Genomic DNA, 19,016 nt, shown 5'->3' with positions numbered 1-19,016 from the left:
CCTACTCAATAATCGACAGACCGACATGAATTTACAGCACCACTTTCTTATCGCCATGCCAACCATGCAGGATCCCCGTTTCAAACGCTCGGTGATTTACATCTGCGAGCATAACGAAGAAGGCGCCATGGGGTTGGTGATCAACAAACCTGTGGAACAGTTTACGGTAGAAAGCGTGCTGGATAAGCTGAAGATTGCGCCGGCCGAACGCGACCCGGCCATCAGCCTGGATAAACCGGTGTATGCCGGCGGCCCGCTGGCGGACGACCGCGGTTTTATTCTGCATACGCCGCAGCCGGGCTTTGACGCCAGCATTCAGATTTCGCCGGAGACCATGATCACCACCTCACGAGACGTGCTGGAGACGCTGGGCACCCCGGAGCAGCCGCAGGAAGTGCTGGTCGCCCTCGGCTATGCCGGCTGGGAAAAAGGCCAGTTGGAGCAGGAGGTGCTGGAAAACGCCTGGCTGACCGCAGAAGCCGACAGCGAAATCCTGTTCCACACGCCGATCGCCAACCGCTGGCGTGAAGCGGCCAACCGTCTCGGCGTCGATATCCGCAGCATCGCCAACCATGCAGGACATGCCTGATGAGCAACCGCACCCTCATCGCCTTTGACTTCGGCACCAAAAGCATCGGCGCGGCCATCGGTCAGGAAATTACCGGCACCGCACGCGCGCTGGCGGCGTTTAAAGCACAGGACGGCACGCCGGACTGGCAGAAAATCGAAAAAATGCTGCAGGAGTGGCAGCCGGATCTGGTCATCGTCGGCCTGCCGCTCAATATGGACGGCACGGAACAGCCGCTGACCGCCCGGGCGCGCAAGTTCGCCAACCGCCTGCATGGCCGCTTCGGCGTTCAGGTGGAGCTGCATGACGAGCGGCTGAGCACCGTGGAAGCGCGTTCGCATCTGTTTGACCGCGGCGGTTTCCGCGCGCTGGATAAAGGCAGCGTGGATTCCGCCTCGGCGGTGGTTATTCTGGAGAGCTGGTTCGAGCAGCATCTGGGAGCGTAAGTTTCTGCGCCGGCGCGAAGCGGCTGAACATGATCGCCCCCGCCGTCGGCACCACCTCGATTTCCGGCTGCGGTAATTCTTCGTCGTCGGGCAGCTCAAAGGTATCCAACGACAGCCGGTTAATCCGATAAGGGGTCAGCGTGCTGACCACCGCATAGCCGCGCCAGTCGGTAGTGACGCCGTACTGGTTGTCGACGCCGATACCCGATGAGCCGGGCACCTGTACGATCGCCATGGTTTCCCCCAGCGTTTGCCCCAGCGTCACGCCGCCGGCATGGGCCATCAGGCTGCCGGCCAGCTCGACATTCTGCTGGCGATAGTTCCGACCGCGTGCATAGCCGAGACGCAGCGAACCGGCGTTGTACTGATAACTGGCGCTGGCATCCTGACTGCTGCCATAGCTCTGGCTCTGGCTGGTGCTGAGATCGTAACTCAGGCTGTAATCCGACAGCAGCGTACCGCTGACGCCGACCCGCCGGCTGCCGGCGCCGTTTTTCGCCAGCCGGTGATCGTAATTCAACTTCATACGCGGCAGCGCCAGTTTGCCCAGCGGTACTGAAAACGACAGCCCGAGCTGCCCCTGCTCTTTGCCGTAATTCCTGCGGCTGTATTCCGCATACAGATTGACGTCAACCGCGCCCCAGGTGGCGCTGTACCCCAACTCTACGCTGGTTTCACCTTTATCCTGGCCGCGCATTGCCTCACGCGCCAGCGTCAGATACAGGCTGTCCGACTCGGAGAAGTACTGATTGTAACGTGCCTCCAGACGGTACTTTTTCTCGGCGTCGAAATCGCCGATAAACATATCGTCATCCCAATCCCACCAGTAAAGCGTCTGCTGCTCTACCCCATCGCCAAACGTCCGGTAACGCTGCCGCGGATAATATTGCGCCAGCAGACTGACGGATGACTCCCAGGACGGGATTACCTTGGCGTAACGCAGGCGCCACATGCCGCCGCGATCGTCGGCAGAACGACGCGGCTGACGCGCCGCGGCATAGTTGTAATCCACCGACAGCGCCCCCCACTGGTTGAAGCTTTTCCCCACGCCCACGGCGGCGCTGCGATACAGCCCGGACAGCAATATGCCGCCATACAGCGTGGTTTTCGCCGGCAGGCCGTAACTGGCGGACAGCAGGCCAAACTGTGGCTGCTGCTGTTCTATGCCAAAATAGGGCTGGTATTTACCCAGCGTCAGGTCGTACTTGAGCCTGCCGCCGTGCACCAGATTCGGCATCGCGGAGTAAGGCAGTTTGCGCTCGGTTTCCGTTCCGTCGCTTTCACGCACGGTCACACTAATGTCGCCATCGGGATCCGGGGGATACACGTCCTTCAGAATAAACGCGCCGGGGGATACAAAAGTCTGGTAAATCACCTCGCCGTTTTGCCGCACTTTAACCTCGGCGTTGCTGCGCGCCATACCACGGATCCACGGCGAAAACTGCCGCAGGCTCTCCGGCAGCATCCGATCGTCCGACGCCAGCTGGATGCCACGGTACTTAACGTTATCAAACAGGGTCGACGGCGTGTTGTTATCACCGATGCTCAACAATGCGCGCCAGGCTTTCAGATCGCGATAGGCCAGCGCTTTTTCCGTATGCCAGCTTGGCTGGCCCCAGGCGTCTTTCTGATAGACCGGCTGGTAACGCAAACGCCATGCCCCCAGGTTCAGGCCGGTGTTCAATTCCGCAAACAGGCTATAGCGCCGTTCGGCGTCCCGATAACGCTCGGCGGCATAGTGGCCGTAGTTAAGCTGATAGTCGATAAAACCGGCGTTAACGCCGTCGTCCCAACGATGGCTGATATCGCCGCCGCCGACCATCCGCGGTGAAACGTCCACCGTCAGCAGTTGTGATACCGGTTCATAAAAGAACTGCACGCCGGGTTCGTCGGCCGACACGCAGCCATCGGCCGAGGTCGCCAGCCCTGCGGCGAGTTTTCCCCGTACGCCCCACTCGCTGAGCAAGGTAGGAGTCACGCACGGCATACCCGCCGCATCCAGCGTAACTGCAGCGCGGCCTTTATAGGTATCGTTAAAGATAAGGTAAATTTTGTTCACTTCCGCCTGCGCGCAAGTGGTGGCAAGCGCCAGAGGAAGCAGGGTAAAGCGCAGGGCGGGTTTCATTCGTTCCTTGAGTATCAACCACACGATTCCGGCGTTTTATCAACGCCAAAAAGAGGCGCATAGTAGCGCCTCGCTTCTCACTAGACTGTTCGCCGCTTTCCATGCGTGAACGTTGTCTATCGGATTATTTACGTGCTGCCGCCAGTTCAGCTTTCGCCTGACGCAGTTCAGCGGCCACTTCTTTAACTTCAGCCTGCTTTTCACGCAGCTTACGCTGATATTTAGCCACTTTCTTCGCGTCGCCTTTTGCCTGTGCTTTGCGCAGGTCGGCTTTGATATCACGGACGTCTTCTTTCTTGTCCAGCAGCTTACGCTCTAACTTTTCGACTTTCTTCTGCACGTCAACTACAGCGCTACCGGTAGAGCAACGCGCGTTGACTTCACTCAGCGCACGCTTCAGGCCGGCTACGCGGTTGTAGTTGCCGTATCTTTCCGCCTGCTGAATTTGATATTCAATAGCAGAACGCTTAGCGTCGCAGTTATAAGCGGCAGACGCCATGGAAGAGAAACCAACGCCCAGCGCCATTACTACCGGCAGGATTGCCATTTTAGTCATTTTTTTCATGATATTATCCTTAAATATTACATGGACTCGGAGAGCCCGATGCTCCCCTTCCTGTCCACAACAAGTCTAAAATTTTGCCGCTTACCTTAAAAGCCAACGGCATCTTAATCACGCTGTAGGAAAGGATGATTATCCTGTAGTCCCTCAAGCCGTGACGCCAGACGTTCCGTTTCATCCAGCACCCGCCCGGCAAGCGCCATCTCGCTGGTCTGTTGCAACGCCCGGCACGCCCGGTCCAGCGCATCGACATGCAACAACCGTGCGGCGCCCGCCAGCTTGTGCGCCAGTGCCTGAACGTCGTCCCACGGCACGGGTTGCTGCCGCAGCGCCTTACGCAGCCGGCCGCCATCCTCATGCAGGCTGCTTAACAGGGTGGCGATAAACTCCTGCAGTACCTCCGGCTGCTGCAGCTCCGCCGGAAGTCTGGCGAAAATCGCCTCCTGGTGCGCCGCTGCTGGCGCGTTCACCGGCAGACGCTGCAACGTCTTCTGCAGCATCGCCAGATTGACCGGTTTAAACAGACAATCGTTCATGCCGGCCCGCAGGCACGCTTCGCGTGCGCTCTCCTGCGCGTTGGCGGTCAGGCCCCAGATAATTGACGGCGCCAGATGCCGCTCACGCTCATTCAGCCGTATCTGGCGGCTCAGGCTATAGCCATCCAGATTAGGCATATGGCAGTCGGTGATAATCAGATCGAACGGGGAATGCTCCAGCAGCGCCAATGCCTGTTCACCATCCTCTGCCGCCGTGGGGCAGTGGCCGAGAAACGTCAGCTGGCGGCTCAGCAACATGCGCCCGGCATGGTGATCTTCCACCACCAGCACCCGCAGGCTCCGCTCCGGCCGGGGAGTCGTATCGTTGCTCTGCGGCTGTACGTCCATCCGCCGCAGGCGCGCCATAGACAGCGCCACGGTAAATTCGCTGCCCAGCCCGACCTCACTGTTCACGCTGATAAAACCGCCCATCATCGCCACCAGCTTACGGCAAATAAACAGGCCGAGCCCCGCGCCGCCGACGTCGTTCTGCCCCTGGGTAAACGGCCGGAACAGTCGTCCCAGCGTGCGGGCGTCGATGCCTTTGCCGGTGTCGGAAACCTGCAGGCGCAGATCAAAATGCTCTTTGGTGACCTTCTCCACCACCGCGCTTAAGGTGATCTGCCCCTGTTCGGTAAATTTGATCGCGTTGCTCACCAGATTCGACAGCACCTGTTTGAAACGTACCGGGTCGACCAGTACGTCGCCGGTAATTTCCGCATCGATTTCCAACCTGAAATCCAGCCCCTTCTGTCTGGCAACGCCGTCAAACAGCATGGCCATCGACTCGATAAGCCGCCGGATGTCGGCGCGCTGGGGATGCAGCACCAGACGATCCGCTTCAATACGCGAAATATCGAGAATATCGCCGATCAGCGTCAGCAATGAGTGCGCCGACTCATGGGCCACGCCCAGCAGCTCGATATCCGCCGGCTCATCGCCCGGCTGGCGGTTCAGCAGCAGTTCCAGCATGCCGATAATGGCATTCAGCGGCGTGCGTATCTCATGGCTCATCGTCGCCAGAAAGGTAGTTTTGGCGCGGTTGGCGCGGTCGGCATGTTCTTTCGCCTGGCGCAGCTGCTCGATCAGGCGATCGCGCTCGGTCACGTCAAACCAGCCGCCTATTTTCCCCTCCGCCCGGCGCCCTTCGGTGATCCACAGCGAATTCCACTGCTGCAGGGTGTGCCGCTGCTCGCCCATCTGTAAATAGCGGGTGACGAACATCCCCTTGCCCTTCTCGCCGTCGGTCAGCGCAATATCTGACGCGCCGGGCAGCCCCAACGGGATATCATCCAGCGAGGTGCCGATAATCTGCGGCGCCGTAGCGCCGATGGCGCGGTAAAACGACGCGTTCGCCATCACGATCTGCCCCTGCAGATTGGTCATATAGATGGGCAGCGGCACGGCGTCCATCACCAGCTGGCAGCGGCGGGTCAGTTGCCGCTTGTTGCGCATCTGGCTGATGAAATACGCCGTGGCCAGCAAAATCAGCATCAGACTGGTGCCGAACAGCAGCGCGGGATAGTAACGAAACCAGCGCTTGCCGCTGCTTTGCGCCCCCTCAAGCAGGTAGGTATTGTTGTACCAGTTGCTGGTCATGGCATGGATATCTTCCGGTGGTATATTGAGCAGCGCCTTATCCAGAATGGTCGCCAGCGGATATTCGGTGCCGGCGACGCCAATCACGAAGTGCGCCGGTTCGGTATCCAGCGATTCCAGAATATGCAGCCCGTCGGGTTGCTCATGCGCGAGGAAGAAATCCGCGCTAATCATCGGCAGCACCAGCGCCGACACCCGGCGCTTTTTCACCGCGTCAACTCCGGCCTGCGGCGAGTCTACGCTGATGATACGGCTCTCCGGATAGCGCTCCTGCAGGAACGCCTGCAGCGGATGGCCGTCGACCAGGGCGATCACCTGCGGATCGCCCTGCGCCTTCTGGCTCGCCAATCCCACCAGCACCCAGGAGTTAACCAGAAAAGAACGGGTGGTCATCAGGCCGTTTGGCCAGACGGAATCCAGCGTCAGCCCCACCACCACGTCCGCCTTGCCGGCGTGAACCGCATTCAGCGAATCCTTGAGCGAACGGGCACGGATAATATCGAACTTCAGGCCGGTGCGATCGGAGATGGCATCCATCACATCGGCGCTTAACCCGCGAAAACCGCCCTGCACATCGAAGAAACTCAGCGGCGGAAAGTCGCCGTTGACCACCACCCGCACATGCGGATGATCCTCGACCCACTTACGCTCCAGCGACGTCAGCAGCAGGTGCTCTCCCCCCTGCGACATCGGAATGCCGCCGTTCCAGCGGCTTTGAATCTCCGCCTGCGTGCTTTCAGGAATGATCGACAGCACGGCGTCGAGGATTGTTTGCAGGCGTTCGTTGTCCGCCGCCAGACCAAAGGAAAAACCGCGCACCTCCTGCGGCGGCAGCAGCTGAATGCGCAGGTTGTTCAGATTCCCCTGATTAATCAGGTAGCGGGCGACCGTCGCATCGCCGATAAAGGCATCCAGTTTTTTGAACGACAGCGCCTCCAGCGCACGGCGGGGAACGTCCAGGCTCTGATAGTCGGCTACGGGAAAACGCTGCAGAATGCGCGGGTTATTACGATACTGGCTTTCAATGGCAATCTCCTTCAGCGGCTGGAAGCGCAGCAGACTGTCGGTGCGCAGCACCAGCGCAGGTGCTGCCGGCACATAAGCTTTGGTCAGCCGCAGGCCGGGCTCCTCTTGCCCCATTGCCGCCACGTTGCCGATCATATCAACCACGCCCTTTTGCAGATCCTGCCGCAAAGCGGCGTCATTTTCGTAGTAACGCACTTTGATCTGCACATTGAGGTTATAGGCGAGAATACCGAGGTAATCGGCGTTGATGCCGCCATAATCATTGGCGCCGCTGGTGATATCAAACGGCGGATAGTGCGGCGCCGCCAGGCCGAATACCAATACGCGTTTACGCCGCAGCCACAGCCAGTCATCGCTGCTCAGGTCGGGATCCGCCAATTGCACCTGCCCACGGCTGACCAAATTGATTTCCCGGCTTGGCGATAGCGTGACGGAATATACGCAATCGGAAAACAGCGATAAAAATAACAATATATATTTAGCCATTATTTTCCGTACTTCCCTGCTCGTTCAATAGCGCATAAACCTCCTCCAAAGATTTGCCATTAAACTTTTCAATCAGACGACTCTTATAAGTGCTAATTGTTTTATTACTGAGCAACAACCTGTCGGCAATATCCTTATTACTCAAGCCCTCTGACAAATAGCGTAATACCGTTAATTCACGATCGGACAGGCGCGCCAACGCATTACTATTCCGCTCCGCAGTATTAAACAACGGCGTTACCGCATCATAAGGAAAGCAGGCATAGCCCTGCAGTACCAGCTGACACAGCGGCACCAGCTGGCTGATGTCCTGATCTTTATGAAAGAATCCGCGTGCGCCTGCGCGCATGGCCCGCTCTGCGTAATTCTCCGCCGGGAGTCCGGTATAGACGATAACCTTGATGGCGCTGTTCAGCTGACGAATACGCTGGAGAACCTGCAGGCCGTCCATTTTATTTAGCATGATATCCAGAATCACCATGCCGGGGCGGTGCTCTTTTATTTTCGCCAGCGCGTCAGTGCCGCTGTTCGCCGTTATAATTACATTATCACCTAACTGCGCCAGCATTGTTTTGACGGCGAAACAGATTGCCGGATGATCGTCAACAACCAGCCAGGTATCCATAAGAACATCCTTATTCATGGGCAAGATAATCCGCGTATGGCTATGCGCCCCGTGAAATTAATAATCACAGGGGAGAACGACAGCCAAATTAAAAATAAAAATTAACAACGTCCATATTATCATTCTCGCGTCAGGATTGTGTCATTATAAAATTCCCTGCGCAATACGTTGCTGTATGCCCTGAGCAAAGGTTTGCATGCCGGCCTGCGCGCCGCTTTGCAATACGCTGGCCAGCTGATGCGTTTTTCCCTCGCGAATCATGCTGCTTACCGCCGGCGTCGCCGTCAGGATCTCAAACACCGCCGTTCTGCCGCCGCCGACCCTGCGCTGTAATTTCTGCGCAATCACCGCCTGTAAACCGCTGGCCAGTTGGGCACGCACGTAGGCTTTCTCCTCCGCCGGAAAAACGTCGATCACCCGTTCAACCGCCTGGGGAGCATTACGGGTGTGCAACGTCGCCAGCACCAGATGCCCGGTCTCCGCCGCGGTCAGCGCCAGCCGGATGCTGGCGCTGTCGCGCAGTTCGCCTACCAGAATAACGTCAGGATCTTCGCGCAGCGCCGCGCTTAACGCCGCGTCGAAACTGCGGGTATCGCGGCCCAGTTCACGCTGCTGAATCAGCGACTGCGCGCTGTGATGGATAAATTCGATCGGATCTTCCAGCGTCAATATATGCCGCCGCTGATGACGGTTGATATGGTCGATCATCGCCGCCAGCGTGGTGGACTTGCCGCTGCCGGTCGCTCCCGTCACCAGAATCAGCCCCTCTTCCCGCTCGGTGAGCGCCGGAATAATCGCCGGCGCCTGCAGCTGTTCCAGCGTCGGGCAGCGTTCCGCAATGCGGCGCAGCGCCAGCGACACGCCGGTGCGCTGATAAAAAAAGTTGGCGCGCAGCCGCGTCCCGCCCGTGGTCGTCAAGGCACAATCCAACTGACCGGTTCGTCGCAGCTGCCGCAGTTGGCGCTCGTCGAGCAGCGCCACACACAGCCGTTGCATGTCTTCTGCGGGCAGAACGGCGTCGCCCGCCAGCGGCTGAAGTTCACCATCGATGCGCATCATCAACGGTTGGGCGGTACAAAGGTGCAGATCGGAAGCATTATGCTTTACACTAAGGGCCACAAATTCATCGATATCCATATCTATCTCCCGGACCAAAAATGAGCACTATCCAACAGAATCTGCAGGATGTCAGGAGCCGTATTGCTCGCGCTGCCGAAAGTTGCGCACGCGCTCCGGAAGAGGTGACGCTGCTTGCAGTCAGCAAAACCAAACCTGTAGCGGCGATCGCAGAAGCCATCGATGCCGGGCAGCGCGCCTTTGGCGAAAACTACGTGCAGGAAGGGGTCGAAAAAATCCAGTATTTCAGCACGCAGCCGCAGGGCGCGGCGCTGGAGTGGCACTTTATCGGCCCGCTGCAATCCAATAAAAGCCGTCTGGTGGCCGAACACTTCGCCTGGTGCCACACCGTCGACCGGCCAAAGATCGCCCAGCGGCTGAACGACCAGCGTCCGGCCGAAATGCCGCCGCTCAATGTGTTAATCCAGATCAACATCAGCGATGAACAGAGCAAATCCGGCATCGGGCTGGACGAGTTGCCGCAGTTGGCGCAGGCCGTCGCCGCCATGCCGCGCCTGACGCTGCGCGGCCTGATGGCTATCCCGGCACCGGAGGAAGATCCTCAGCGGCAGTTGGAGGTCTTCGGCCGGATGCAGCAGGCCTTTTTGCAGTTGCAGCAGCAGCACCCGCAGGCGGATACGTTGTCGATGGGCATGACCGATGATATGTCCGCGGCGATTAGCGCCGGCAGTACCCTGGTACGCATCGGCACCGCGATTTTTGGTGCCCGTGATTATTCGCAGGCCTGACAGTACAGACGAGGAACGATATGCAACACCGCAAGATTACTTTTATTGGCGCCGGCAATATGGCGCGCGCTATCATCGCCGGTCTGGTCAGCGGCGGCTATCCGGCCAACCTGATTAGCGTCTGCGCGCCGTCGCCGAACAATCGCGATGCATTGGCCGCCGACTATGGCATTATCAGCAGCGCCGACAACGCCGCCTGTGCACAGGACGCCGATGTGGTGGTGCTGGCGGTAAAACCGCAGCTGATGGCCGACGTCTGCCAGGCGCTGCAGAGCCAGGTCAGTTTTGACGGCAAGCTGGTACTGTCGATCGCCGCCGGCGTTCGGGTCGAGCGTTTCTATCAACTGCTCGGCCAGTCGCTCAATATCGTGCGCATCATGCCGAACACCCCGTCGCTGGTCGGGAAAGGTATGAGCGGCCTGTACGCGCCGCCACAGGTCAGCCAGCAGGATCGCGACTTCACCGGCGCGCTGATGGGTTCGGTGGGCAAAGTCTGCTGGGTGGACGATGAGAACGGCATTAACGGCGTGATTGCCGCCGCAGGCAGCGCGCCGGCCTATTTCTTCCTGTTTATGGAGTCCATGCAGCAGGCCGCCGAACAGATGGGCTTCAGCAGCCAGCAGGCGCGCGAGCTGGTGCAGCAGGCGGCCAGCGGCGCGGCGGCGCTGGTGGAAGCCAACCCGGAAACGTCGCTGTCGACCCTGCGCGAACAGGTGACGTCAAAAGGCGGCACCACCGCCGAAGCGCTGCGCGTGCTTAACGAACAACACCTGCCGGCAACCGTCGCTCAGGCGATGCAGGCGGCCGTTTCCCGTGCGCAGGAAATGGAAAAATCATTCTAATTAAGGAGCGAACCACGCAATGCTAACGCTGACTTTCCTGGTCAAGACCGTTATTGATATTTACGTTATGGTGCTGCTGCTGCGCATTTGGATGCAGTGGGCGCGCACCGATTTTTATAACCCGTTTTCCCAGTTCGTGGTGAAAATCACCCAGCCGGTAGTGGGCCCGCTGCGTCGCGTCCTGCCTTCGCTGGGGCCGATCGACAGCGCCTCGCTGCTGCTGGCGTTCCTGCTGATGACCATCAAGTATCCGCTGCTGCTGCTGATTCAGGGCGGCGCCATGGCGCTCAGCCCGTATAACCTGCTGTTCGGCCTGATTTCGCTGGTGAAGTCCGCCGGTTATCTGATTTTCTGGGTGATGATCATCCGCGCCCTGATGAGCTGGATCAGCCAGGGCCGCAGCCCGATTGACTACGTGATGTATCAGCTGACCGAGCCGCTAATGGCGCCGATCCGCCGTATTATCCCGGCGATGGGCGGCATTGACTTCTCGGCGATGGTAGTGATTCTGATCCTGTATCTCATCAACTACCTGGGTATGGATCTGTTCGGCGAGATCTGGTTCCTGCTGTGAGCGCCGTCACCCTGCTGCCGGACGGGCTGGTCATCAGGCTGTATATTCAGCCGAAGGCCAGCCGCGACCAGATTATCGGTCTGCATGGCGACGAAATAAAAGTCGCCATCACCGCGCCGCCAGTGGACGGCCAGGCTAACGCCCATCTGATCAAGTTTCTCGCCAAGCAGTTCAAGGCGGCGAAGAGCAACATCACTATCGAAAAAGGCGAACTGGGCCGGCATAAACAGTTACGCATTATTCATCCGCAACAGCGCCCGCCGGTTATTGCGGCGCTGATTGACTAAAGCTTCAAGGTATCACTATGCAAAAAGTCGTTCTTGCCACCGGCAACCCCGGTAAAGTACGCGAACTCGCCGCGCTGCTGGCCGATTTCGGTCTGGACATCGTGGCGCAAACCGAGCTGGGCGTCGAGTCCGCCGAAGAGACCGGCCTGACGTTTATCGAAAACGCCATCCTGAAGGCGCGCCACGCGGCACAGGTTACCGGCCTGCCGGCAATCGCCGATGACTCTGGCCTGGCGGTGGATGCGCTCGGCGGCGCGCCGGGCATCTATTCCGCTCGCTACGCCGGCGAAGACGCCAGCGACCAACAGAATCTGGACAAACTGCTGGATGCCATGCAGGCGGTGCCCGCCGGGCAACGCGGCGCCCGCTTCCACTGCGTGCTGGTGTATCTGCGCCACGCCGCCGACCCGACGCCGCTGGTGTTCCACGGCAGCTGGGCCGGGGAAATCACCACCACCTCCGCCGGCCGCGGCGGCTTCGGTTACGATCCGATCTTCTACGTCCCGGAACTGCAGCGCACCGCCGCCGAGCTGACGCGCGAGGAGAAAATCGCCGTCTCGCACCGTGGTCAGGCGTTGAAACTGCTGCTGGAAGCGATGCGCAATGCCCAGTAACGCCGTACAACTGCCGCCGCTGAGCCTGTACATCCATATTCCGTGGTGCGTGCAGAAGTGCCCCTATTGCGATTTCAACTCGCATGCGCTGAAGGGCGAGGTGCCGCATCAGGAATATGTCGACCATCTGCTGGCGGATCTGGACGCCGACCTGCCGCTCGCCGGCGGTCGCAGCATCAGCACCATCTTTATCGGCGGCGGCACCCCCAGCCTGCTGAGCGCGGAAGCGATGCAAAGGCTGCTGGACGGCGTGCGGGCGCGCATTCCCGTCGCCGACGACGCCGAAATCACCATGGAGGCCAATCCCGGCACCGTTGAGGCCGACCGCTTCAGCGGCTACCAGCGCGCCGGTGTTAACCGTATTTCGATTGGCGTGCAGAGCTTCAGCCACCAGAAGCTGGAGCGCCTGGGCCGCATCCACGGCCCGGAAGAGGCCAAGCGTGCGGCGCAGCTGGCTACCGGCCTCGGCCTGCGCAGTTTTAACCTGGATTTGATGCACGGGCTGCCGGACCAGTCACTGGAAGAAGCGCTGGATGACCTGCGCCAGGCCATCGCCCTGAATCCGCCGCATCTGTCGTGGTATCAGCTGACCATTGAGCCGAATACCCTGTTCGGCTCGCGCCCGCCGCCGTTGCCGGATGACGACGCGCTGTGGGACATTTTCCAGCAAGGGCATGAACTGCTGACCGCCGCCGGCTACCAGCAGTATGAAACCTCGGCCTACGCCAAGCCGGGCTATCAGTGCCAGCACAACCTGAACTACTGGCGCTTCGGTGATTATCTGGGCATCGGCTGCGGCGCGCACGGCAAACTGACCTTCAGCGACGGACGCATTGTGCGCACCGAAAAAACCAAGCATCCGCGCGGTTTTATGCAGGGCAACTATATGGCGAAGCAGCATGAGGTAGCGACGGCGGATCGGCCGTTCGAATTCTTTATGAACCGCTTCCGGCTGCTGGAAGCTGCGCCGCGCGACGAGTTCCGCATTTACACCGGGCTGGATGAAAGCGCAATCCGCCCGCAGCTGGATCAGGCGCTGGCAAAAGGCTATCTGACGGAAAACGCCGACCGCTGGCAGATTACCGAACATGGCAAGCTGTTCCTCAACTCGCTGCTGGAGCTGTTTTTAGCCGACGAGTAACCATAAAAAAGCGCCGAATTCGGCGCTTTTTGCGTGATAAGTCCGGATAAAATGGAAGCCCCGCTACACGGCGCTTTCATTGTCCAGCCCCAACGATCTCTCCGCCTTACTTCAACGAACCCAGTAACGCCTTGCGCTGGTCTTCCAGCGAGGTGACACGGTTGCAGACGTCGTGGCCGAAGTTTTTGAAATCCTGCTCCTGGTTGTTCCACTCGTTATGGATCGCCTTCTGCAGGCCGCCCAGGTTGCCCATGATAGCCTGCAGCGGGTTACCGCCGCTGTTGGCCGCCTGCTTGACGCCCATTTCGTTCAGGCTGTCCTGCAGCACGCCGCCCATGCTCTGCTGCACGATATTGCGGCCGTCCTGTTCAACCTGCGCAATGGCTTTGTGGTGGAAGGCCAGGCCGTCGCTGCGGTGCTCGATAATCCGGTTCATCTGCTGCTTCAGCTGGCCGTTCAGGGTGGTCAGGCGGTTACGCACGTTGCTGTCGCTGCCCAATTCCTTGACGATCACCTTATCCAGCGCCACGCGCGCCTTTTCCAGGTGCTGCTGCGCGCCGTCATCGATCCACGGCAGCTCTTTACGCAGCGCCGTCTGGTAGCGGAAGGCCTGCTGGCGCTGGCTGTCGCTCAGCGTCAGCGCCTGGCCGTCGCGGGTCACATCGCCGTCCGGCGAGATCTGCAGATTACCGCTGGCGCCCACCACCTGCACGCTCTGCGGGCTGATAATCACATCGTCCTGCGGTTTAACATTGCACTGGTAGGCGGCATGCGCCTGCGCGGCGGTGAACAGCAATAATGCCAAGCCGGTTTTCTTCAACATAATTTCTCCTGAGATTCCCTTCCAACCGTATACCCGTACGCGGGTAACCACAGCGGGATCTAAAAAATCGAACGACCAATTCGTTGAGACAACAGTTCCAGCGCCGCAGTTCCCGCCAGCGAGTTGCCGGAGGCGTCCAGCTCCGGCGACCAGACGACAATCGCCATCTCGTCGGGCACGATCGCCACGATGCCGCCGCCGACGCCCGACTTGCCCGGCATGCCGACCCGGTAGGCGAATTCGCCGGCGCCGTCATACATGCCGCTGGTCATCATCAGCGCATTGATCTGCCGCGCCTGCAGCGGAGAGATCACCGCATTACCCTGCAGGTCGCGCCCGTTATTGGCCAGATAAACAAAGCTGCGCGCCAGCTCAATACTGCTCATCCGCAGCGCACAGTAGTGAAAATAGGTATGCAGCACGGTCAGCACGTCATTTTCAAAGTTGCCGAACGACTTCATCAGGTAGGCAATCGCCGCATTGCGGTCGGAGTGCTCAAATTCGGAACGCGCGACGCGCGCGTCGTAGGCCAGATCGTCTTCGCCGGCCAGCTGACGCACCACTTCCAGCATCCGCTGCTTCGGCGCGCTCAGGCGGGTTTGCAGCATGTCGCACACCACCAGCGCCCCCGGGTTGATAAACGGATTGCGCGGCTTGCCCTGCTCCATTTCCAGCTGCAGCAGCGAGTTGAACGGCAGGCCGGAAGGCTCTTTCCCCACCCGCTGCCAGATTTCGCTCTCCTGATAGCGCGTCAGCGCCAGCGTCAGGCTCAGCACTTTGGAGATTGACTGGATGGAGAAGCGCTCCGCCGCGTCGCCCGCCTGATACAGCGCGCCATCGACGGTGCACACGGCAATCCCCAAACGATCCGCCGGCACCTCCGCCAGCGCGGGAATATAGTCAGCGACCTTGCCGCTGCCGATCAACGGACGCACCTGCTGCAGAATCTCCGCCAGCAGCGCGTTATCCAATGCTGTTACCAACTCTTTTCTCCGGACAAAACAAAGGCGCCCTCAGGCACCTTCTGACAATTCCGCGGCATGACGGGCCGGACGTATCCGGCCCCGCTATTCACAGCCGGCGATCAGTCCCACCAGATATCAAACAGATCGCTGACTTTCACTTCAGTCATGTTGCGCGCTTCTAGCCAGTTTTTCACCAGCTCGCGGTGCTCTTCGGTGCAGTGACCCATTTTCTGCAGGCAAATCAGGCCTTCCCACTGCAGATAGCCGCTGCCGTCAAAGGCCAGGCCGTTAGGTTCGATCACTTCGTCAATGAAGGCGTCCAGGGTCGCGTCGATGTCCTCAACCGCGGTGCCTTCGGCAAAGCGCCAGGCGACGGAGAAGCCCAGTTCCTGAAACTCTTCGATATGCAACTTTTTACGTAAACGACGACTGCGGTTCTTAGCCATTATGCTTTCCTCTCAAACATCAAATCCCAAACGCCATGTCCCAGACGCTGGCCGCGTAATTCAAATTTGGTTAACGGACGCGATGCCGGACGCGGGACGTAATCGCCGGTTTCCGACTGATTACGGTAGTCGGCAACGCCGTTCATCACCTCTAACATATGTTCCGCATAGTGTTGCCAGTCGGTGGCCATATGGAACACGCCGCCGACTTTCAGTTTGCGCAGCACCAGTTCGACAAACGGCGTCTGTACGATGCGGCGTTTATTATGGCGCGCCTTATGCCACGGATCCGGGAAGAACAGCTGCACCATCTCCAGCGAGCCGTCCGGGATCATATTCTCCAGCACCTCAACCGCATCATGACACATCACGCGCAGGTTGCTCAGCTCCGCCTCATGGGCATCGGCCAGGCAGGCGCCGACGCCCGGCGAGTGTACTTCAATCCCTAAAAAGTTCTGCTGCGGGTTGTTGCCCGCCATGGTCACCAGCGAGGCGCCCATGCCAAAACCGATTTCCAGCACCACCGGCGCATCGCGGCCGAACAGTTCCTTCAGATCGACAGGCTGCGTCTGATATTCCACGCCCATTACCGGCCAGTAGTGGTCCAGCGCGTGCTGCTGACCTTTGGTCAACCGCCCCTGGCGGCGCACAAAACTGCGAATGCGGCGCATGGCGCGGCCGTTTTCATCGAATTCCGGGGAGATGACGTCATTAATCATAGTGCTTTCTGTCTGTTTGGCTGCCAATTAGGGAAAGGCGCATTATGCAAAGATAGCCCGGTTTAGCAAGTGTTCATCTTCTCTCTCCGGCATCTTTCCCGATGTGAGAAGCAACGATATCGCTACCGTCGGAAAGTTCCGGTTTACACCACCAGCGCACTATGCTGCAATCGCGCATCAATATCAGTCTGATACGAAACCCGATTATGATGCAAGCACGCCAGTTCTCGCACCAAGTGCTTGAATGGTACCAACGCTACGGGCGCAAAACGCTGCCGTGGCAATTAGATAAAACGCCCTATCAAGTATGGCTCTCCGAGGTGATGTTGCAACAGACTCAGGTTGCCACCGTCATTCCATACTTTCAGCGATTTATGGCGCGTTTTCCCACCGTCAGCCAGCTGGCCGCCGCGCCGCTGGACGAAGTGCTGCATCTGTGGACCGGGCTCGGTTACTACGCCCGTGCGCGTAATCTGCACAAGGCGGCACAGACCATTGTCGCACAACATGGCGGCGAATTCCCGACCAGCTTTGAAGAAATTGCCGCGCTACCCGGCATCGGCCGCTCCACCGCCGGCGCCATTCTGTCGCTGTCGCTGGGGCAGCACTATCCGATCCTCGACGGCAACGTGAAGCGCGTGCTGGCACGCTGCTATGCGGTAGAAGGCTGGCCGGGCAAAAAGCCGGTGGAGAACCGTCTGTGGCAAATCAGCGGCGAAGTCACCCCGGCGGAAGGCGTCGGCCAGTTCAACCAGGCGATGATGGACCTCGGCGCGCTGGTCTGCACCCGCTCGAAACCGAAATGCGAGCTGTGCCCGCTCAGCAACGGCTGCATCGCCTATGCCAACCACAGCTGGGCCAACTATCCGGGCAAGAAGCCGAAACAGACGCTGCCGGAAAAAACCGCCTATTTCCTGTTGCTGCAACAGGGCGAGCGCGTCTGGCTGCAGCAGCGTCCGGCGGTCGGCCTGTGGGGCGGCCTGTTCTGTTTCCCGCAGTTCGCCGTTCGTCAGGAAATGGAACTCTGGCTGCAACAGCGGGGTCTGAACGCAGAGCACGCGCAACAACTGACGGCGTTTCGCCATACGTTCAGCCATTTTCATCTGGATATCGTGCCGATGTGGCTACCGCTCGACGGTGCCGGCGGCGCCATGGATGAAGGCGACGGTCTCTGGTATAACTTGGCGCAGCCGCCGTCGGTCGGACTGGCCGCGCCTGTTGAGCGATTGCTGCAACAGCTGGTCAAACAGCCGCCGACCCAATCGAATCTATTTGGCAACAGCGCCACCGATGAGGAACTAGCATGAGCAGAACCATTTTTTGTACCTACCTGCAGCGTGACGCCGAAGGGCAGGATTTCCAGCTGTATCCGGGCGAGCTGGGTAAACGCATCTTCAACGAAATCTCCAAAGAAGCCTGGGGCGAGTGGATGAAGAAGCAGACCATGCTGATCAACGAGAAAAAGCTCAATATGATGAACCCGGACGACCGCAAGCTGCTGGAAGCGGAGATGGTGCGCTTCCTGTTTGAAGGCCACGACGTCCATATCGAAGGCTACACGCCGCCGAGCGAATAACCTGTTTCGGGGCCGGCGCTGGCCCCTGCAATGCCCGATTACATTCATCAAAATACGGCTTAAGATGAAGAAAATTTTAGCTTTGCTAGTGATAGCACCTTTATTGATTTCCTGTTCCGGTAAAAAAAGCGATGAGTTCAACGAAGCCTGGGTGAAAGACACCAACGGCTTCGACATTCTGATGGGCCAGTTCGCCCACAACATCGAAAATATCTGGGGTCTGAACGAAGTTCTGATCGCCGGGCCGAAGGATTACGTCAAATATACCGATCAGTATCTGACGCGCAGCCACATCAACTTTGATGCCGGCACCATCACCTTTGAAACCATTTCGCCGACCGATCCGGCCGCCAGCCTGCGCAAGGCGATCGTCACCACCCTGTTGATGGGCGACGACCCGAGCTCGGTTGACCTTTATTCCGACGCCAACGATATCCAGATCAGCAAAGAGCCGTTCCTTTACGGCCAGGTGGTGGATAACAAAGGCCAGCCGATCCGCTGGGAGTGGCGCGCCGCGCACTTCGCCGACTATCTGGTGCAGAACAAGCTGCAAAAACGCACCTCCGGCCTGCACGTAATCTACTCGGTCACCATTCAGCTGGTGCCGAACCACCTGGATAAACGTGCGCATAAGTACCTGCCGATGGTGCGTAAAGCCTCGGAGAAATACGGCGTGGAAGCGTCGCTGATTCTGGCGATTATGCAGACCGAATCCAGCTTTAACCCATATGCGGTCAGCGGTTCCGACGCGCTCGGCTTGATGCAGGTGGTGCAGCACACCGCCGGTAAGGATGTGTTCCAGATGCACGGCAAATGGGGCAAACCAAGCCGCAGCTACCTGTTCGATCCGGCGAACAATATCGATACCGGCACCGCCTATCTGGCGATTCTGCAGAACAACTACCTGGGCGGCATCAAGAACCCGACCTCGCGGCGCTACGCGGTGATCACCGCCTACAACGGCGGCGCCGGCAGCGTGCTGCGCGTGTTCTCCAGCAACCGCAGCAAGGCGTTTGACGTCATCAACGACATGCAGCCGGGCGATGTGTACACCACCCTGACCACCAAGCACCCGGCCGGCGAGTCGCGGCGCTATCTGGTGAAGGTGAACACCGCACAGAAGAGCTATCGTCGCCGTTAAGTCATGCAAACAGGGGCGCAATGCGCCCCTGTTTTTTTCCTAACGCCACG

20 protein-coding genes are annotated in these 19,016 nt (G+C 59.2%); 11 read left to right on the top strand and 9 right to left on the bottom strand.

Translation table 11 applies throughout. The features are described 5' to 3' along the window. The first annotated feature begins 25 nt into the window (after positions 1–25). Complete coding sequence (locus HF675_RS04300) at positions 26–589, top strand: YqgE/AlgH family protein (protein WP_105232500.1); 564 nt, start codon at positions 26–28, stop codon at positions 587–589. After that, complete coding sequence (ruvX, locus tag HF675_RS04295; RefSeq protein WP_105232501.1) at positions 589–1,014, top strand: Holliday junction resolvase RuvX; 426 nt, start codon at positions 589–591, stop codon at positions 1,012–1,014. Before HF675_RS04300 ends, ruvX begins: the two co-directional genes overlap by 1 nt. Here ruvX and HF675_RS04290 read toward each other — a convergent pair. The 5 genes from HF675_RS04290 to HF675_RS04270 form a co-directional block, all read right to left on the bottom strand. Then, complete coding sequence (locus tag HF675_RS04290) at positions 974–3,139, bottom strand: fimbria/pilus outer membrane usher protein (RefSeq protein WP_111736490.1); 2,166 nt, start codon at positions 3,137–3,139, stop codon at positions 974–976. The two genes, ruvX and HF675_RS04290, sit on opposite strands and share 41 nt — an antisense overlap. A 124-nt stretch (positions 3,140–3,263) precedes the next feature. Continuing rightward, on the bottom strand, positions 3,264–3,704 hold the full coding sequence (locus HF675_RS04285) for a DUF1090 domain-containing protein (RefSeq protein WP_105232503.1): 441 nt from the start codon (positions 3,702–3,704) through the stop codon (positions 3,264–3,266). 104 nt (positions 3,705–3,808) lie between these two features. Then, complete coding sequence (locus HF675_RS04280) at positions 3,809–7,348, bottom strand: transporter substrate-binding domain-containing protein (protein ID WP_187044133.1); 3,540 nt, start codon at positions 7,346–7,348, stop codon at positions 3,809–3,811. Then, a complete protein-coding gene (locus HF675_RS04275) occupies positions 7,341–7,973 on the bottom strand; it encodes a response regulator transcription factor (RefSeq protein ID WP_158684837.1) in 633 nt (210 codons plus the stop codon). The genes HF675_RS04280 and HF675_RS04275 overlap by 8 nt, the downstream gene beginning before the upstream one ends. A 144-nt stretch (positions 7,974–8,117) precedes the next feature. Then, positions 8,118–9,110, bottom strand: coding sequence for a type IV pilus twitching motility protein PilT (locus tag HF675_RS04270; protein ID WP_187044132.1), 993 nt, complete (start codon positions 9,108–9,110; stop codon positions 8,118–8,120). 20 nt (positions 9,111–9,130) lie between these two features. Between HF675_RS04270 and HF675_RS04265 the strand changes: the two genes are divergently transcribed. The 6 genes from HF675_RS04265 to hemW are packed head-to-tail and all read left to right on the top strand — an operon-like array spanning position 9,131 to position 13,296. After that, a complete protein-coding gene (locus HF675_RS04265; protein WP_105232507.1) occupies positions 9,131–9,838 on the top strand; it encodes a YggS family pyridoxal phosphate-dependent enzyme in 708 nt (235 codons plus the stop codon). A 20-nt stretch (positions 9,839–9,858) separates the two neighbouring features. Next, positions 9,859–10,680 (top strand): pyrroline-5-carboxylate reductase, encoded by an 822-nt coding sequence (proC, locus tag HF675_RS04260; protein ID WP_105232508.1) that lies wholly within the window; start codon positions 9,859–9,861, stop codon positions 10,678–10,680. Positions 10,681–10,699: 19 nt separating this feature from the next. Next, the gene (locus HF675_RS04255; protein ID WP_015673797.1) at positions 10,700–11,254 is read left to right on the top strand and encodes a YggT family protein; all 555 of its coding nucleotides are present in this window, start codon (positions 10,700–10,702) and stop codon (positions 11,252–11,254) included. After that, complete coding sequence (gene yggU / locus HF675_RS04250) at positions 11,251–11,541, top strand: DUF167 family protein YggU (protein ID WP_105232509.1); 291 nt, start codon at positions 11,251–11,253, stop codon at positions 11,539–11,541. The genes HF675_RS04255 and yggU overlap by 4 nt, the downstream gene beginning before the upstream one ends. Before the next feature lie 17 nt (positions 11,542–11,558). Continuing rightward, entirely contained in the window at positions 11,559–12,155 is a 597-nt protein-coding gene (locus HF675_RS04245) for an XTP/dITP diphosphatase (RefSeq protein ID WP_105232510.1), read from the top strand. Beyond that, the gene (hemW, locus tag HF675_RS04240; RefSeq protein ID WP_187044131.1) at positions 12,145–13,296 is read left to right on the top strand and encodes a radical SAM family heme chaperone HemW; all 1,152 of its coding nucleotides are present in this window, start codon (positions 12,145–12,147) and stop codon (positions 13,294–13,296) included. The genes HF675_RS04245 and hemW overlap by 11 nt, the downstream gene beginning before the upstream one ends. A gap of 106 nt (positions 13,297–13,402) precedes the next feature. Here hemW and HF675_RS04235 read toward each other — a convergent pair whose 3' ends face one another. The 4 genes from HF675_RS04235 to trmB form a co-directional block, all read right to left on the bottom strand. After that, a complete protein-coding gene (locus HF675_RS04235; protein WP_187044130.1) occupies positions 13,403–14,119 on the bottom strand; it encodes a DUF2884 domain-containing protein in 717 nt (238 codons plus the stop codon). 59 nt (positions 14,120–14,178) lie between these two features. Next, positions 14,179–15,102: a glutaminase B gene (gene glsB / locus HF675_RS04230; protein ID WP_187044129.1), complete on the bottom strand. Its 924-nt coding sequence runs from the start codon at positions 15,100–15,102 to the stop codon at positions 14,179–14,181. 101 nt (positions 15,103–15,203) lie between these two features. Continuing rightward, positions 15,204–15,530 (bottom strand): YggL family protein, encoded by a 327-nt coding sequence (locus tag HF675_RS04225; protein WP_105232514.1) that lies wholly within the window; start codon positions 15,528–15,530, stop codon positions 15,204–15,206. Next, the gene (trmB, locus tag HF675_RS04220; RefSeq protein WP_187044128.1) at positions 15,530–16,249 is read right to left on the bottom strand and encodes a tRNA (guanosine(46)-N7)-methyltransferase TrmB; all 720 of its coding nucleotides are present in this window, start codon (positions 16,247–16,249) and stop codon (positions 15,530–15,532) included. Before trmB ends, HF675_RS04225 begins: the two co-directional genes overlap by 1 nt. A 161-nt stretch (positions 16,250–16,410) precedes the next feature. On the opposite strand from trmB, the gene mutY reads away from it, so the two are divergent. The 3 genes from mutY to mltC all read left to right on the top strand — a co-directional run bounded on the left by mutY (position 16,411) and on the right by mltC (position 18,966). Continuing rightward, positions 16,411–17,556: an A/G-specific adenine glycosylase gene (gene mutY / locus HF675_RS04215; RefSeq protein ID WP_370446959.1), complete on the top strand. Its 1,146-nt coding sequence runs from the start codon at positions 16,411–16,413 to the stop codon at positions 17,554–17,556. Beyond that, positions 17,553–17,825 carry an oxidative damage protection protein gene (locus tag HF675_RS04210; RefSeq protein ID WP_015673808.1) on the top strand — a complete coding sequence of 91 codons (273 nt, stop codon included), beginning with the start codon at positions 17,553–17,555 and terminating at the stop codon, positions 17,823–17,825. The genes mutY and HF675_RS04210 overlap by 4 nt, the downstream gene beginning before the upstream one ends. 64 nt (positions 17,826–17,889) lie before the next feature. Continuing rightward, on the top strand, positions 17,890–18,966 hold the full coding sequence (gene mltC, locus HF675_RS04205) for a membrane-bound lytic murein transglycosylase MltC (protein WP_105232516.1): 1,077 nt from the start codon (positions 17,890–17,892) through the stop codon (positions 18,964–18,966). Positions 18,967–19,016: the final 50 nt, after the last annotated feature.

Source organism: Serratia sp. JUb9 (genome assembly GCF_014298095.1).
In the GTDB taxonomy this organism is placed as follows: domain Bacteria; phylum Pseudomonadota; class Gammaproteobacteria; order Enterobacterales; family Enterobacteriaceae; genus Serratia_B; species Serratia_B rhizosphaerae.
The sequence above is the reverse complement of the archived record's forward strand: the minus strand, read 5'-3'. Positions and strand labels throughout refer to the sequence as shown.

What these genes read in the sequence shown, in the direction of transcription:
- HF675_RS04300 (WP_105232500.1), top strand. Translation starts at nt 26, where the DNA reads ATGAATTTACAGCACCACTTTCTTATCGCCATGCCAACCATGCAGGAT.
- ruvX (WP_105232501.1), top strand. Translation starts at nt 589, where the DNA reads ATGAGCAACCGCACCCTCATCGCCTTTGACTTCGGCACCAAAAGCATC.
- HF675_RS04290 (WP_111736490.1), bottom strand. Translation starts at nt 3,139, where the DNA reads ATGAAACCCGCCCTGCGCTTTACCCTGCTTCCTCTGGCGCTTGCCACC.
- HF675_RS04285 (WP_105232503.1), bottom strand. Translation starts at nt 3,704, where the DNA reads ATGAAAAAAATGACTAAAATGGCAATCCTGCCGGTAGTAATGGCGCTG.
- HF675_RS04280 (WP_187044133.1), bottom strand. Translation starts at nt 7,348, where the DNA reads ATGGCTAAATATATATTGTTATTTTTATCGCTGTTTTCCGATTGCGTA.
- HF675_RS04275 (WP_158684837.1), bottom strand. Translation starts at nt 7,973, where the DNA reads ATGGATACCTGGCTGGTTGTTGACGATCATCCGGCAATCTGTTTCGCC.
- HF675_RS04270 (WP_187044132.1), bottom strand. Translation starts at nt 9,110, where the DNA reads ATGGATATCGATGAATTTGTGGCCCTTAGTGTAAAGCATAATGCTTCC.
- HF675_RS04265 (WP_105232507.1), top strand. Translation starts at nt 9,131, where the DNA reads ATGAGCACTATCCAACAGAATCTGCAGGATGTCAGGAGCCGTATTGCT.
- proC (WP_105232508.1), top strand. Translation starts at nt 9,859, where the DNA reads ATGCAACACCGCAAGATTACTTTTATTGGCGCCGGCAATATGGCGCGC.
- HF675_RS04255 (WP_015673797.1), top strand. Translation starts at nt 10,700, where the DNA reads ATGCTAACGCTGACTTTCCTGGTCAAGACCGTTATTGATATTTACGTT.
- HF675_RS04245 (WP_105232510.1), top strand. Translation starts at nt 11,559, where the DNA reads ATGCAAAAAGTCGTTCTTGCCACCGGCAACCCCGGTAAAGTACGCGAA.
- hemW (WP_187044131.1), top strand. Translation starts at nt 12,145, where the DNA reads ATGCCCAGTAACGCCGTACAACTGCCGCCGCTGAGCCTGTACATCCAT.
- HF675_RS04235 (WP_187044130.1), bottom strand. Translation starts at nt 14,119, where the DNA reads ATGTTGAAGAAAACCGGCTTGGCATTATTGCTGTTCACCGCCGCGCAG.
- HF675_RS04225 (WP_105232514.1), bottom strand. Translation starts at nt 15,530, where the DNA reads ATGGCTAAGAACCGCAGTCGTCGTTTACGTAAAAAGTTGCATATCGAA.
- trmB (WP_187044128.1), bottom strand. Translation starts at nt 16,249, where the DNA reads ATGATTAATGACGTCATCTCCCCGGAATTCGATGAAAACGGCCGCGCC.
- mutY (WP_370446959.1), top strand. Translation starts at nt 16,411, where the DNA reads ATGCTGCAATCGCGCATCAATATCAGTCTGATACGAAACCCGATTATG.
- HF675_RS04210 (WP_015673808.1), top strand. Translation starts at nt 17,553, where the DNA reads ATGAGCAGAACCATTTTTTGTACCTACCTGCAGCGTGACGCCGAAGGG.
- mltC (WP_105232516.1), top strand. Translation starts at nt 17,890, where the DNA reads ATGAAGAAAATTTTAGCTTTGCTAGTGATAGCACCTTTATTGATTTCC.